The sequence below is a fragment of the Chryseobacterium sp. SIMBA_029 genome (assembly GCF_046535275.1).
Taxonomy (GTDB): Bacteria; Bacteroidota; Bacteroidia; order Flavobacteriales; family Weeksellaceae; genus Chryseobacterium.
In genome coordinates, this window is the sequence record NZ_JAWRXA010000004.1 from 161528 (window position 1) to 177572 (window position 16045).

The following is a 16045-nucleotide window of genomic DNA, read 5'->3' on the forward strand; positions in this document are numbered from 1 at the left end:
GGCTAGTTAATAACATTCAAAGCTTTGTTAATGCTTAAAACCTTGACAAAGCTCACAAAATAAAAATGAAAAACATCGTCATACTCGTTTCAGGTTCAGGAACCAATCTTCAGAGAATTATAGATTCCATTGAATCCGGAGCTATTCAGAATGCGAAAATCAGTTTGGTAGTGGCTGACAGAGAATGCTACGGACTGCAAAGAGCTAAGAATCATGCTATAGAAAGTATACTGATTCCAAGAGGAAAAAACTTTAGTACAGAATTAAACAAAGTCATTCCTGAAAATACAGATCTGATCGTGTTGGCAGGATTCCTTTCCATTCTGAAACCTGAGTTCTGTGAAAACTGGACCGGTAAAATAATTAATATCCATCCTGCATTACTTCCGAAATTCGGAGGAAAAGGAATGTGGGGAATGCATGTGCATCATGCGGTAATTGAAGCTAAAGAAAAAGAAAGCGGGGCGACTGTACATTTTGTAACTCCGGGAATTGATGAAGGAGAAGCCATCCTTCAGAAATCATTTGAAGTAACAGAAGATGATACACCCGAAACAGTAGCAGAAAAAGTACATCATATTGAATATGAAATTTTCCCGATAGCGATCAATAAGATTTTAAATAATGATTGATTTAGCAGAAGAATATATTTTAGAAAATGATAAAATTCTTTTAAGACCTTTAAAAGAATCGGATTTCGATTTGCTCTTGAAGTTTTCTGAGGAAGAACCTGATATTTGGCAATTTAATGCATTGGGAGCAAATGGTGCTGAAAATCTTAAAAATTATATTACTACAGCACTTAATAACAGGCAAAATCAGACAGAATATCCTTTTGTGGTTTTTGATAAGAAAGATGAAAAAATCATAGGAAGTACAAGGTTTTACCTTATTAATAAATTTAATCAAACCCTTGAATTAGGGTATACCTGGTATGGGAAAAGTTATCAGGGAACCTATGTAAATAAAAACTGCAAGTACTTGATGCTGGAGTTTGCTTTTGAAATTTGGAATATGGAAAGAGTTGGGTTTAGGGCTAATAATCTTAACATAAGGAGTATTTCTGCAATGAAGAGCATTGGCTGTAAAGAAGAAGGTATCCTAAGGAACTTTTCAAAAGATTCGGAAGGAAATAGAATTGATGCAATTGTATTAAGCATTTTGAAAGAAGAATGGTTTAATAGTGTCAAAGAAAATTTGAAAGAAAAGATTTAGCAATTGTTAATGAAAACACTTCACATTTCGAAAAATTAAAAAAATCTAAGTAAAATAAAAGTAAATCCGGGGGTGAAAGACCGGGAATACAGTTTGAAGTAGCTGTAAAAAGTAAAAAATTGAAAGTAAAATGAGTAAAAAGAGAGTATTAATCAGTGTTTCTGACAAAAGTGGATTGACCGAATTCGCTCAGTTTTTGGAAGCCCAAAATTACGAGTTGATTTCTACAGGAGGCACGTTCAAACATTTGAAAGAAGCTGGTTTACATCCCATTCAGATTGATGAGGTAACCGATTTCCCTGAAATGCTGGACGGTAGAGTGAAAACTTTACACCCGAAAGTTCATGGCGGATTGCTTGCAGTACGTTCCAATGAAGAGCATATGAAGACGGTTCAGGAATATGGAATCGGGCTTATAGACATGGTCATCGTAAATCTTTATCCTTTCTTTGAAAATGTGAACAAGGATATTTCTTTACATGAAAAAGTAGAATTTATTGACATTGGTGGTCCTTCAATGCTTCGTTCAGCAGCCAAAAACTTTGACTCTGTTACGGTGATTACCGATGTAGAAGATTATGCTACGGTAAAAATTGAAATGGAGCAGAATGGTGATACTTACATTGAAACCCGTAAGAAATTAGCCGGAAAAGTATTCAACCTTACATCAGCTTATGATGCAGCTATTTCAAGAATGCTTTTAGATGAAGAATATCCAACGTATCTTAACGCATCTTACAAAAAAGTGTTTGATCTGAGATACGGTGAAAACCCTCATCAGACAGCAGCTTATTACGTTTCTACTTTCGAGAACGGAGCAATGAAAGATTTCGAACAGTTAGGAGGAAAAGAACTTTCTTTTAACAACCTTCGCGATATGGATCTTTGCTGGAAAGTAGTGACTGAATTCAAAGAGGAAATGGCATGTTGTGCCGTAAAACACTCTACCCCTTGTGGCGTGGCGATCGGAACTTCAGCATTGGAAACGTACCAGAAAACTTTCGAATGTGACCCGATTTCTATCTTTGGCGGAATTGTTGCAATGAACTACAAAATCGATGCAGCAACAGCAGAAGAATTAAACAAAACATTCCTTGAAATTGTAATGGCTCCGGATTTTGACGAAGCAGCATTAGAAGTTTTAAGAAAGAAGAAAAACCTAAGAATTATTAAAATTGTAAATCCGGTTTCCGACAAGCAGACCTGGGTGAAAGTAGATGGCGGAATTCTGGTTCAGGACAACGACAGTATCTTCTCTGATGATATTAAAGTGGTAGGAAACGTACAACCTACAGAAGAACAGAAAAAAGCATTACTTTTCTCTCAGAGAGTAGTAAAATATGTGAAATCCAACGCAATTGTTGTTTCTAATGGAATTCAGGCTTTCGGTATCGGAGGTGGACAGGTGAACAGAATCTGGGCTACCCAGCAGGCGATTGAAAGAGCTAAAGAAAAATTCACAGGAGACCTGGTATTGGCTTCTGATGCATTTTTCCCTTTCCGTGATGTTGTAGATTTCTGTGCAGAACAGGGAATCAAAGCGATCATTCAGCCTGGAGGAAGTGTAAAAGACCAGGACAGCATCGAAGCAGCCAATGAGCATGGCATCCCGATGATGTTTACTGGGGTTAGACATTTTTTCCATTAATTAAATTAAGATTAAAATGTTAGTGGAAATCTTTAATTTTTAGACAGGGATTTTTAATTCTGACTGTGTGTACTAATGCCTTTGAAAGCTTAATACCATAGGTTTTAAAAGAAATACCAGTAAATACGGTGTTAAAAATGACTGTTGAGAAGAAAGAAAAACACTAAGAAAATTATATTTTGAGATTGTATTTATAGCATTCAAAATTATATATTTGTAATATTATAGACTAGTTAATTATATAAAGTATGAGAATATTAATCATAGGTGAAGGTGGAAGAGAATCTGCTTTGGCTGCAAAACTTCAGAAAGACTCAAGAGTGAGTAAAATGTTTTTTGCCAACGGAAATGCAACAACCGATGTAATAGGGAAAAATGTTCATTTATCAGAGATTAAAGAACTGAGAGATTTTGCTATTAAAGAAAAAGTAGATTTAACGATCGTAGGTCCTGAAGCACCGCTTGTAGCAGGCTTAAAGGATGAATTTAAAAAGCATGATCTGAAAGTTTTTGGTCCCAACCAAAAAGTGGCAAGCCTTGAAGGAAGCAAAGCTTTCTCTAAGAAATTTATGCAGACCTATGATATCAAGACAGCAAGAGCTGTAGTATTTGATTCATATAACGAAGCTAAAGAATATGTGCAGACGCAGGAATATCCTTTGGTGATCAAAGCAAGTGGTTTAGCAGGAGGAAAAGGTGTTGTTATTTGCGATACTTTAGAAGAAGCTGAAGCTACGATCCATGATTTCATGATCCGCAGGATTTATGGAGATGCAGGGATCCGCTTAGTGATCGAAGAATATCTGGAAGGTTTTGAAGCTTCAATTATTGCATTCTCAAACGGTGAAAAATTATTCCCATGTATTGCAGCGAAAGATTATAAAAAAGCCGGAAACGGGGATACAGGACCTAATACCGGTGGTATGGGATCTGTGGCACCAAGCCCGGAATTTACAGCAGAACATGAAGCAGATTTCGAAAAGAATATCCTGGAGCCTACCGTTAAAGGATTAAAAACAGAAGGATTCAGTTTCAAAGGAATTATTTTCTTCGGATTAATGGTAACTAAAAACGGAACATACCTTCTTGAATATAACATGAGATTCGGAGATCCTGAAACTCAGGTATTGATGGCCCTTATGGAAAACAATCTGTTAGACGTTATCAACGACTGTATGGAAGGAAAAGACCTTCAGCTTACTTTTAAAAACGAAAAAGCAGTTTGTCTGGTAATGTGTTCCGGAGGATATCCAAGAAATATAGAAACAGGCTTTGAAATCGTAGGAGAAGACAAAGTAAAACATAGCCAGCTATTGTACGCAGGCGCTGTTAAAAAAGGAGATAAAGTAGTTTCCAACGGTGGTAGAGTACTCAACATTGTGGCTACAGGTGCTACATATGACGATGCCCGCAAGAAAGTCTACGAAGATGCAGCTCATGTACACTTCGACTACAGCTTTTACAGAGAAGACATCGGGAAGTTTTAATAAAAATCATGAAAAAAGATTTGGAACATTTCCAAGTCTTTTTTTGTAAAGAAGCTAAAATTTAGATATCAGTCATAAGATAAAAGATCCTGGACTAAAAAGTCTGACATCTGATATCTGAAGTCTGACATCTTCAAAATTAAAATCAATTATACAATGAATAACGGTATTATTATATTGGATTTCGGATCTCAGTACAACCAGCTTATCGGAAGAAGAATCCGTGAGATGGGAGTATATTCTGAAATCTTACCTTTCAACACCCCATTACAGGATATTTTAGAAAAGCAGCCGAGAGGAATTATCCTTTCAGGAGGTCCAAGTTCTGTAAATGCGGAAAATGCCCATTTAGTTGAAAAAGAATTATACGAGCAGGGAATTCCTGTATTGGGAATCTGCTACGGAATGCAGCTTACGGCACATTTGTTAGGCGGAAAAGTAAATAAAGGAGAAAAAGGTGAGTATGGAAAAGCTCATTTAGATATTATTAAAGAAAATGCTTTACTAAAAGGAGTGGCTCAAAACTCTGTGGTTTGGATGAGCCATTTTGATGAAGTAGGAGAACTGCCTGCAGGTTTTGAATTAAATGCAAAATCTGGAGTGATCGCTTCTATTTCCAATCCTGAACGTAAGATTTATTGCGTACAGTTCCACCCGGAAGTATCTCATACAGAAGAAGGAGGAAAAATGCTTGAAAATTTTGTTTTCAGTATTTGTAATGCAGAGAAAAACTGGAAGCTGACCAACTACATCGAAAAAACAGTTGCAGAGATCCGTGAAAAAGTAGGAGACAACAAAGTGATCCTTGGACTTTCAGGAGGAGTAGATTCTTCTGTAGCGGCAGTTTTGATACACAAAGCAATTGGAGATCAGCTGAACTGTATCTTCGTAGATACCGGTTTGTTGAGAAAAAATGAAGATGTAAAAGTAATGGAAAATTACGGCGAGCATTTTAATATGAATATTAAACTGGTTGACGCTTCAGAAAGATTCCTTACCAAATTAGCAGGCGTTGACGATCCGGAACAAAAGAGAAAAATCATTGGAAACGAATTTATTCATGTTTTTGATGAAGAATCCCATAAAATTGAAGGCGCGAAATTTTTAGCACAGGGAACTATTTATCCTGATGTGATCGAAAGTCAGTCCGTAAACGGTCCTTCAGCAGTGATCAAGTCTCACCATAACGTGGGCGGCCTTCCTGAAGAAATGGATTTCGAGCTGTTAGAGCCCTTAAGAGAGCTTTTCAAGGACGAAGTAAGAAAGGTGGGTGAGGAATTAGGTATTCCACATCATTTGGTACACAGACACCCTTTCCCTGGACCTGGATTAGGAATCAGAATTCTGGGAGCTGTAGATCCGGAAAAAGTAAAAATCCTTCAGGAAGCTGATGATATCTTCATTGAAGAATTATATAAAAATGATCTTTACGAAAAAGTTTCTCAGGCTTTCGTTGTATTACTTCCTGTGAAATCAGTTGGAGTAATGGGTGATGAAAGAACCTATGAATACACAGCAGTCGTTCGTTCTGCGAATACCATCGACTTTATGACGGCCACGTGGAGCAGACTTCCTTATGAGTTTTTAGATACTGTTTCAAGCAGAATCATCAATGAAGTAAGAGGAATCAACAGAGTAGCTTACGATATTTCAAGCAAACCGCCAGCAACGATTGAGTGGGAATAATCCTGCTTTGAAATGATAATATAAATCCTGCCTATCTTGATAAGCAGGATTTTTTTATGATTACTTGAATATTTTTTCTAAATTTAATTAAGATGTAAACCTAAAGAAGCTTAGATAACTACAAATAAAAACTAATCATCATGAAATATGCTAATTGAACAATTCCATAATAGAACAGTAAAAATAGAAGATTTCCAGACCACGTATATTATTCTTGCTATTGACAATAATATGTTTCGTTTTGATTTTAAGAATAAGAAAGAATCCATAATAAAGAAAAAAGAAAATGGAATACTTACCTTATACAGAGAGCATCCCTTATTAATCAACCATAATGAAACCTATATCAATTCTGCACCTGAAAAAATAGACCTTTTCGTTGATGATATTCAAAAATCTATTGAAGAAAGCCTGAAGGGGTGGAGGCATTGGAAAGACTATATCAAAATAAAAACGGGAATAGATGAACAAATATTTCTTCAGAATATCCAGAAAGGAAGCGGCAAATTGTTGAATGCTCCCTTTTCAGTTCTGGAAAAACTGGAAAAAGTATGCAGCAAACATCATGTTTTAATCAGACACTTCGGTGATAAGATAATAAAGCCCCATCAGTTGCTAATGATTAATAACCAGTTTGTAATTGCTGAAGACTTTATATTCAGAAATACTTAAAGAAGAGTAGAATACTTTCAATATTTCAAGCCCAACTATAAAAATTTCACCGTTTTTTTCTATTTTAGTAGTCTTTGAAAAACGATACCATGAGAAAAATTCTATTTGCAGGGCTTCTGATCCTATTGACCAGCTGTACCAAAAATCCTGACATCCATACCATTATCAGTAGTAATAAACTGATTAAAGAAATTGATGAATTTATTGCAGATTCTAATGACAAGAAAACCGTGAAATTTATAACGGTCTCGGGAATCATTGAGCCGGAGAAAAAAGAGGTAGAACTTCTATTAGCCAACAACCAGCCTGTATTCATCAAAGAAAATTCACCACGAATCAATAAAGAAATCCAATCAAAAAAATATGGATATTTTACCTACAAAGGATATGAATTTCTGGTAGATGAAAAGCTTAAAAATACGTTCAAACTAAAATATGAGGATTTTGATCATATGAAGCAGCATTTTGTGATTCAGGAACAGTTCTCCAAAAAAGAAGACGTAGTCAATAAAAAATGGCGGGCGATGCATATACAGTACAATACAGCGAAAGATTCTGTGGAATTCAGTACTATTTCTGAACTCACCGTTCCGGATTCTTCCTACTAATTTTCAATACAATCATGATTTTTTTTGATGAATATATTTGTGGGCAAAGACCCATTATCTGCAGATATTTCTATGAAGTTCAGATAATATCTTGAATAAAAACAGGCTAAGTGTGATCAAATAGACATAAAATATTGAAAAATCATACCGATAATGAAGGGTGTGATTGATTATTTTTTTCTTAAATTTAAGTAAAATTACATCAAATGCAAATAGAGACAAGACCTCTGACTGTGGAGGATTACGATGAATTAGTCGTAACAATGAAGCGAGCGTATCCACAGATGTCAGAATCGATATGGTCTAAAAAAAGCATCGAAAAGCTGACTAAAATATTTCCTAAAGGACAAATCTGCATAACGGTAGATGGAAAACTGGCCGCAGTAGCCCTTTCCATCATTGTGAATTATGAAGAATTTGGCGATGAACATACCTATAGCGATATCACAGGAAATTATACTTTTAATACCCATTCTTCCACAGGAAATGTTCTGTACGGAATAGAAGTGTTCGTAGATCCCGAGTTTCGTGAACTGCGTCTTGGAAGAAGACTATATGACGCCCGAAAAGAACTCTGTGAACTGCTGAATCTGAAATCCATTATTCTGGGCGGAAGAATTCCGAGTTATCATAAATACAGCCACGAAATGTCGGCCAGAGAATATATCCGGAAAGTAAGAGATAAGGAAATCTATGATCCCGTATTGTCCTTTCAGTTGTCCAATAATTTCCTGCCGATCAGAGTCCTGAAAAAATACCTTCCCGAAGACGAATCCTCGAGAGAAAATGCAGTTTTACTACAGTGGAACAATGTGTATTACAGCAAAAAACCCAATACGATGCAGGACAGCATCATACGTCTTGGATTGGTGCAGTGGCAGATGAGGCATTTCAAAGATATCAATGCCTTTTATGAACAGGTTGAGTTTTTTGTGAATGTGATGGGTGATTATAAATCAGATTTTGTACTCTTCCCGGAGCTTTTCAACACACCTTTATTAGCGCCTTTCAATAAGCTTTCAGAAAGGGACAGTATGATAGAACTGGCTAAATTATCAGAACAGATTAAAAATAAAATTTCCGAACTGGCCATCAGTTATAACGTAAACATTATCTCCGGAAGTATGCCGGTTTTTGAAAATAATGATCTGTATAATGTAAGTTATCTTCTTCACCGCGATGGAAGGATTGACGAATATCGAAAGATCCATATCACACCAAATGAAAGGAAATACTACGGAATGAAAGGGGGCAGCGAAATCAAGGTTTTCGATACCGACTGCGGAAAAATAGGGCTTGTGATTTGTTATGACGTAGAATTTCCGGAATTACCGAGAATTTTGGCCGATCAGGGAATGAAAATTCTTTTTGTACCCTATCTTACTGATACCCAAAATGCCTATATCAGAGTGCGCCACTGTGCAGCAGCAAGAGCTATAGAAAATGAATGTTATGTAGCCATTGCCGGATGTGTAGGAAACCTGCCGGGAGTAAATAATATGGATATCCAGTTCGGGCAGGCTGCTGTATTTACCCCTTCAGATTTTGCCTTCCCATCCAATGCGGTTAAAGGAGAAGCAACCCCCAATACAGAGATGACCTTGATCGTGGATGTCGACCTGAATCTTCTGAAAGACCTTCATTACAACGGTTCCGTACAGGTAATGAAAGACCGGAGAAATGATTTGTATGAAACTTATCTTAGATCACAATAAAATAATAATCCCGCTCATTCAGCGGGATTTATATATTCATTAATTCTTAATTATAAAAAATTTAAAGAAATTCGGAATATATTTATATCCACTTTTAAGCTTTAATATTCTGATTGTAAGTCTGGTATCTGACGTCTGATATCTGACGTCTACTTAACAGAAAGTAGAATAGGAATAATTTTTGGAATTACATTACAACTCACTATTTTTACAAATATGTTTGACAAGCAACAAAGAAAACTGAAAAGATCCGCCCGTTTGATTTCCGTACTCAGCAAATACGGATTTAAGGATATGCTGGCAAGAATGAACAGCGGTAATAAACAGGAAGAAGAGGCAGGAAATGACGATGAAATCATATCAAAAGGAACCGTTTATGAACGAATGAGGCTGGTGTTGGAAGAATTGGGACCTACTTTTGTAAAGCTTGGCCAGACTTTCAGCAACAGAGAAGATCTGCTTCCGCCGGAATTGGTTCAGGAGCTGCAAAAACTCCAGGATAAAGTGGAAACCGTAGAAATGAATGTGGAAGAAATCATGGAGAATGAATTCAATATCTCGGTGAAAGACTATTTTCAGGAAATTCAGCATATTCCGTTGGCTACAGCTTCCATTGCACAGGTGTATAAAGCTGTATTACTCGATGGCAGCGAAGTCATTTTGAAAATTAAGAAAGCCGATGTTCAGACGGTTATTGAAGATGATCTTCTCTTAATTAAAGACCTTGAAAAAATCATTTCATCCTATTCTGATATTGGAGAAAAGCTTAATCTGAAACAGGCTATTTCAACTTTTGAAAAATCGTTGCTGGAGGAAGTATCTTTAATCAACGAAAAGAATAATATCCTGCAGTTTGCCCGGAATTTTAAAAATAATAAAGAAACATACGTTCCGAAAATTTATGAAGACTTATCCAATAATAATGTCCTTTGTATGGAGTTTATTGATGGAATCAAGGTAACAGATAAAACAGGACTTATTGCCCATGGAATCGATCCTGTAAAGATTTCTGAAGTAGGATTACGATTGTTTGTTTCCCAGATTTTAGACTATGGTTTCTTTCATGCGGATCCCCATGCCGGAAATATTTTAGTAAAAAAAGATGGCAGAGTTGTTTTCATTGATTTTGGAGCAGTAGGAAAGATTCAACCGAATGATAAAGAGATCCTGGAAAATCTGATTGTTAGTTTTGTGGCTAAAAATGCTCATAAAATTGTAAGATCACTTAAGAAAATGGCCGTAAGCTATGAAATTCCGGATGAGAGAAGATTTGAAAATGATGTTGAAGATATTCTGAATTTTGTACACAGCACCTCCCTGAAAGAAATAAATCCTCAGGAGATCATCAATAAAATGAAAGATGTTTTGAAAGATAACCGCTTGCACATGCCGGATTATTTCTATCTGCTGTTTAAAGGAATAGGATTGATAGAAGGAGTAGGGCGAACCATCAATCCTGATCTGGACATCGTTAAAAGCTTAAGTCCATACACGAAAAAAATTCTTACCCGAAAGATCAATCCCAAAAATCTTTTGAAAACCGGAATGGACAGAATGATGAATTTTACGGATAATGTAGATGAAATTCCCAAAGAACTCCGCTCTGTTCTTCAAAAACTGGACGAGAATAAATTCACCGTTTCTACCGAATTTAAAAATATAGAAAAGACAAATCAGCTGATTAAATCAAGCACGGTCAATCTTATGTTAGCCATAATTTTAGGCGCAAACATGATTGCAACGGCGATCGTTTTTGTTTCTGAAGCGGGCCCTAGAATTGGAGAAATGTCTGTGGTGGCAATTCTTGGATTTTTATTTTCTATTCTGCTAGTGATCATACTTCTATTAAGGATAACCAGAAAGTAAAACAAATCAATTGTAAACGATAAACAATCATGAAAACCCTTATTGCAACCCTTTCAATAATATGCTGTTTCTCTTTTTCATATGCTCAGGAATCGGATAAAGATGGTATTTTAGGAGATTTTGACGGCAACGGAACTAAAGAATATGCCTTTGTAAAAGTAAACGACTGCAGTGATGAATGTGATGGGAAATGCGAAACGACAATTTATTTCAGTGATAAAAATATAAAACCTTTTTCCATTTCACCTGCCAATAGTGGAGCCCTCTATAACCTTAAAGATTTGAATGGCGATGGAAAGGACGAAATTGGCTTCTATCCCGGCTGGTGTACCAGTTGCTGGCATCCTTTTTATGCATATACGCTTTCAAAAGCAGGATGGAAACCTTTGGTAGAGCCTATTTCTACTCACTGTTCACAGTGGGAGGAAGATAAATTTCCTATTAAAAAAGATACGAAAAAGAAAGGATATGTAATCATTACATCAAGTCAGTGGCTCGATGATGATATTAAAATAATCAGTAAAAGTGTACAACTGAAATAAATGTACGGTGTACATGGTACAAAGTAAAATGTATTTCATAGTTTCAGAATTGTTGGATTTTGTTAAAAATTATTTTATAAAGGTTTATGATAAAAGATAATTTGGGAAAGAATCAATATATAGTATAATCTCAAAATAAATGGTTTAAATAGTTGATTATTAATTGAATGTGTGTATATTGTTTACACTATACATTGTACATTATACTTTCTACCTTTTACACTTTCCATCACACATTATACTTTTTACCCCTTACATTATACATTGTACATTTAACAAGTTAATTAAATACTTATCTTTGCAAAATGGAAAAACTCACTTTTGCAGATTTTGACCTGCCGGTTAAAATTCTTGATGTTTTGGCGGATTTGGAATTATTTGAACCTACGCCTATTCAGGAGAAGAGTCTGAAGCCCATACTTTCAGGAAGAGATGTAATGGGAATTGCACAAACTGGAACAGGAAAAACGCTAGCGTATTTATTGCCGGTGCTTAAAGCATGGAAATACAGCAAAAGCGGAAACCCTAGTGTTTTAGTTTTGGTTCCTACAAGAGAATTGGTAGTACAGGTAGCAGAAATTATTGAAAAATTAACAGAGAACATTACGGCAAGAGTAATTGGGATCTACGGTGGAAAGAATATCAACACTCAGAAACTTCTTTTCAATGACGGATGCGATATATTGGTGGGAACACCGGGAAGGGTAATGGACCTGGCTATTGATAACGCAATTTCGCTGAGAGAAGTTCAAAAATTAATTATTGATGAATTTGATGAGATGCTTAACTTAGGTTTCAGACCTCAGTTATCTCACATTATTCAGATGATGAAAGAGAAAAGACAGAATATTCTTTTCTCCGCAACAATGACCGAAGCGGTGGACGAAATGCTGGCTCAGTATTTTGCAGGCCCTATTGAAATATCATTAGCTAAATCAGGAACTCCGCTTGAAAAAATTGATCAGACTGGATACAAAGTAGAAAACTTTAATACAAAGATTAATCTTCTTGAACATTTATTGAAAAACAATGAAGATATGTCCAAGGTGTTGATTTTTAATAACAATAAAAAGAATGCCGACGTATTGTTTACCAAGTTTGATGAACTTTTCCCTGGACAATTTGATGTAATTCACTCCAATAAATCCCAGAACTACAGACTGAAAGCAATGAAAAGCTTTGAGAACGGAGAAGTACGTGGTCTGATCACTACAGATATCATGGCAAGAGGATTGGATATTTCTGATGTTACCCACGTTATCAATTTTGAAACACCCGAAGTTCCGGAGCAATATATCCACAGAATCGGTAGAACAGGTAGAGCAGATAAAGACGGTAAAGCCATCACTTTCGTAACGAAGAAAGAAGAACCTTTAATCCTGGACATTGAGCTATTGATGGATAAAGAACTTAAGTTTGTTGATTTCCCTGAAGAAGTAACCATCAATCCTAAGAAAATTGCCTCAGAAGAAGATGAAATCGTAATGAAGAATCCTGCTCAGGTGAAACTTTACGAAGGAGGGGGAGCTTTCCACGAGAAAAAGGAAAAGAACAAAAAAGAAAACTGGGGTGGACCTTCAAAAAGAAAAACTCCAAAAAAATTCGGTGCCAACCGTGCTCAGCAGAAAACCATCTCGAAATCCAAGAGAAAGAAATAATAAAAAGCTTCACTATCACAGTGAAGCTTTTTTTATACTGAACTTATTTGGACTTTTAAGCAGGCAATAAAACTTGTAAGCCACTTTAATTCATAGGATCCCATTCCCCTCCCTTGGAGGGGTGGCAAATCTTTGATTTGACGGGGTGGTTTAAAGGAAACCTACCATTATTTCATATAAGGATTCATAACCTTAGTCCAGAGTATATATCCCTCTGGTGTCATATGAAGCATATCTTCCACGAAAAGATCTTTTCTTACATTTCCGTTAGCGTCTTCCATTACTTTTGTAATATCGATGAAGTCTGCATTCGGTTCTTTTTTCATGAAAGCGGCAATTTTTTTATTCGCTTCTTTCATCTGCGGCCAAAGTTCCTTTCTGCTTGGAGAATACTTCATTGAAATATAATCTACCTGAATGTTCGGAAATTTTTCGCGGATCTTTTTGTAGAACGTTTTATACCTTTTTACCACCTCTTTAGCTTTTAGCTGATGATTATCGGCAAAATCATTTTCACCACAGTAGACAATAATCTGCTTAGGGCGATAAGGGTCAAGAAGGTCATTGGCGAAATCATTAAGATCTGTCAGTCTGGATCCTCCAAAACCTCTGTTGATGATCGTTTTGCCCGGGAAATAGTTGGCAACATCCGTCCATTTTGTAAAGGATGAACTTCCTTCCAACAGAATAGCATCTTTTGGGGGCGCCTGTTCCTGATCTAATTTTTTAAAATTTTGAATGTCCTGCCAGAACATCGGCTTTTTTTCCTGTGAAAAGAAAAGGGCAAAAGACAGCAATAGGAATGCTGAAAAAATCTTCTTCATTGTTTCTAATTTAAGAGTACCATAAAAATAAAAAAAACTCCCGATAAAACCGGGAGTTTGTGATTATCTTTTGTACGTAATGTACGTATAGTCGGCAACCTGATCGCCGTTTTGGTCGATATTGTTGGAAAGTGTCATGACTTTCAGATCCTGGCTTGTCAGGACCATTACTTTATATTTTTCCTCATCATTATTATCAAACTTGATGTTCAGAGCTTTATTCTCCTCATCATACGTAAATTTACCTGTTGTAGCTGCATTTACCTGACAGTCTATTCCATTTCCGGAATAAGCGGTATAACTGGTGTAAAAGTCAGTTCTGAAATAAAGCGTATTTTTTGCACTACATCCCGTAGGGACTTGAGTGTTAAGCACGGTTTTATTGTCTTTTCCGGAAATAACCTCTCTCTTGCTTTCTTTCCAATCTCCTTTCAGCATATCGATCTCATATGCTTTAATATTATCATCTTCGCAAGAAGTAAGTGCCAACGCAGAAAAGGCAAATAAAAGTAGCTGTTTTTTCATTTTCACAAATTTAAGAATATGCTAAAATATAAATAAATTTGAAATATTTATAATGAAATTACGGTTTTTTAAACGAATGTTTATAAATAAATAAAGTTTATAGTAAGAAGCTGGAAATTTGTTGATTTATACTAAAATAAAATCAGAAGAAATAGGATAATTCCTGATCAGTGGTTGCATCACCAGTTATAGCTTATCATAAACTTCTTTTGAAAGCCCATATTTCCAGCTTCCTGTTTTTTAATAACTCATGGCTACAATTTTTGAAGCATCCTGGGGTGTCAGGTTTTTGTGTTCACCTAATCCCAGCCAGTTTCTTTCTGTAAACGCTTTTTCTACTCTCTCAGCAGTTCCCTGGTACTCTTCAGTATATTCTGAAAGCTTTGTTTTGATATCCAAACTGTGGAAAAATTCTTCCATTTTTTTGATACCTTGTTCTGCTTTTTCTTCTACCGTTCCCTCTTTGATTCCCCAGACTCTTTCAGCATATTGTGCCAGTTTGCCTTTTTTGGCTTCAAAATTATAACGGTAATGAGAAGGAGCAATGACAGCCAATGTTCTCGCGTGATCAATTCCGAAATAAGCAGTCAGTTCATGGCCCATGGCATGTACTGCCCAATCGGTGATAACTCCTTTTTGGATCAATCCGTTTAACGCCATTGTACAGCACCACATAAAGTTTCCGGCAGCATTGTAGTCAAAATCATCTGACAATACTTTAGGAGCCGTTTCCTGAAGACTGATCAGGATACTTTCTGCAATTCTTTCCTGAAGATCTGCAGAAGAAGGAGCGGTCATATATTGTTCTAAAACGTGCGTATAAGCATCAGTAATTCCGTTAACGATCTGTTTTTTAGGAATAGATCTGATGACTTCAGGGTCTAATACAGAAAACTGCGGGAAAAGTCCCGGGCCTCCGGAAGATAATTTTTCATTCGTTTCTCTTCTTGAAATCACATACCCTGAATTCATTTCTGAACCTGTAGCAGGAAGCGTCAAAACACTTCCGAAAGGCATAGCTTCCCCTTCAAAAGTTCGTACCGGTTTTTTAAGGATTTCCCATGGCTCACCAGTGTAATTGGCAGCGGCAGAAAGGAATTTTGTTCCGTCAATAACAGAACCTCCACCCACAGCCAGTAGATACGTAATGTTTTTTTCTTTTATAACTTGTAAAGCTTCTACTAAAACCTCATATTCAGGATTGGCAGGAACCCCGCCATATTCATGTACCTGATGGTCTTTTAGCGCTTCTTTTACCTGGTCGTATACACCATTGCTCTTGATGCTTCCGCCACCGTAAATCATTAATATATTGGCGTCTTTAGGAATCTCCTTGGAGATTTTAGCGATTTCGCCTTTCCCGAAAAGTATTTTTGTAGGATTTTTAAACTCGAAATTAAGCATTGTTCTTAAATTTTTGTAGTTCAAATGTACGGAATGCCCAATTAAATTTAAGTTAAGAAAGTGGTAAAATTAATATGATTGAATATGATGAAAACTATTGAAATTTTGCTTTAATTTCTGCTACGGGAGAAGTAAGTCTGTTTTCTTTTTAAACCACCCCGTCAAATCTTTGATTTGCCACCCCTCCAAGGGAGG

At 36.2% G+C, this 16045-nt stretch carries 14 protein-coding genes; 11 read left to right on the top strand and 3 right to left on the bottom strand.

Going from position 1 to position 16045, the window contains the following annotated elements; translation table 11 throughout:
* Nucleotides 1-65: 65 nt before the first annotated feature.
* The 11 genes from purN (at nt 66) to SB679_RS08560 (ending at nt 13097) form a co-directional block, all read left to right on the top strand.
* Nucleotides 66-632 carry a phosphoribosylglycinamide formyltransferase gene (purN, locus tag SB679_RS08510; protein WP_410701826.1) on the top strand — a complete coding sequence of 189 codons (567 nt, stop codon included), beginning with the start codon at nt 66-68 and terminating at the stop codon, nt 630-632.
* Nucleotides 625-1215, top strand: a complete 591-nt coding sequence (locus tag SB679_RS08515) for a GNAT family N-acetyltransferase (protein ID WP_410701827.1) — start codon at nt 625-627, stop codon at nt 1213-1215. Before purN ends, SB679_RS08515 begins: the two co-directional genes overlap by 8 nt.
* A 130-nt stretch (nt 1216-1345) precedes the next feature.
* Nucleotides 1346-2863, top strand: a complete 1518-nt coding sequence (gene purH / locus SB679_RS08520; RefSeq protein ID WP_410701828.1) for a bifunctional phosphoribosylaminoimidazolecarboxamide formyltransferase/IMP cyclohydrolase — start codon at nt 1346-1348, stop codon at nt 2861-2863.
* 248 nt (nt 2864-3111) lie between these two features.
* Nucleotides 3112-4350, top strand: coding sequence for a phosphoribosylamine--glycine ligase (purD, locus tag SB679_RS08525; RefSeq protein WP_410701829.1), 1239 nt, complete (start codon nt 3112-3114; stop codon nt 4348-4350).
* A 156-nt stretch (nt 4351-4506) separates the two neighbouring features.
* Nucleotides 4507-6036: a glutamine-hydrolyzing GMP synthase gene (gene guaA, locus SB679_RS08530; RefSeq protein WP_410701830.1), complete on the top strand. Its 1530-nt coding sequence runs from the start codon at nt 4507-4509 to the stop codon at nt 6034-6036.
* Nucleotides 6037-6183: 147 nt separating this feature from the next.
* On the top strand, nt 6184-6708 hold the full coding sequence (locus SB679_RS08535; protein ID WP_410701831.1) for a hypothetical protein: 525 nt from the start codon (nt 6184-6186) through the stop codon (nt 6706-6708).
* Nucleotides 6709-6797: 89 nt separating this feature from the next.
* The gene (locus SB679_RS08540) at nt 6798-7316 is read left to right on the top strand and encodes a hypothetical protein (RefSeq protein WP_410701832.1); all 519 of its coding nucleotides are present in this window, start codon (nt 6798-6800) and stop codon (nt 7314-7316) included.
* A gap of 206 nt (nt 7317-7522) precedes the next feature.
* A complete protein-coding gene (locus tag SB679_RS08545; RefSeq protein WP_410701833.1) occupies nt 7523-9031 on the top strand; it encodes a nitrilase-related carbon-nitrogen hydrolase in 1509 nt (502 codons plus the stop codon).
* Nucleotides 9032-9247: 216 nt separating this feature from the next.
* Entirely contained in the window at nt 9248-10897 is a 1650-nt protein-coding gene (locus SB679_RS08550) for an ABC1 kinase family protein (RefSeq protein ID WP_410701834.1), read from the top strand.
* A gap of 29 nt (nt 10898-10926) precedes the next feature.
* Nucleotides 10927-11439 (top strand): hypothetical protein, encoded by a 513-nt coding sequence (locus SB679_RS08555; RefSeq protein ID WP_410701835.1) that lies wholly within the window; start codon nt 10927-10929, stop codon nt 11437-11439.
* Between the two features lie 305 nt (nt 11440-11744).
* Nucleotides 11745-13097 (top strand): DEAD/DEAH box helicase, encoded by a 1353-nt coding sequence (locus SB679_RS08560; protein WP_410701836.1) that lies wholly within the window; start codon nt 11745-11747, stop codon nt 13095-13097.
* Between the two features lie 167 nt (nt 13098-13264).
* Here the strand turns inward: SB679_RS08560 and SB679_RS08565 are convergent, their stop codons facing one another.
* The 3 genes from SB679_RS08565 to SB679_RS08575 form a co-directional block, all read right to left on the bottom strand.
* On the bottom strand, nt 13265-13921 hold the full coding sequence (locus SB679_RS08565; protein ID WP_410701837.1) for a GDSL-type esterase/lipase family protein: 657 nt from the start codon (nt 13919-13921) through the stop codon (nt 13265-13267).
* A 63-nt stretch (nt 13922-13984) separates the two neighbouring features.
* Entirely contained in the window at nt 13985-14446 is a 462-nt protein-coding gene (locus SB679_RS08570) for a lipocalin family protein (protein ID WP_410701838.1), read from the bottom strand.
* A 240-nt stretch (nt 14447-14686) separates the two neighbouring features.
* The gene (locus SB679_RS08575; RefSeq protein ID WP_410701839.1) at nt 14687-15850 is read right to left on the bottom strand and encodes an iron-containing alcohol dehydrogenase; all 1164 of its coding nucleotides are present in this window, start codon (nt 15848-15850) and stop codon (nt 14687-14689) included.
* Nucleotides 15851-16045: the final 195 nt, after the last annotated feature.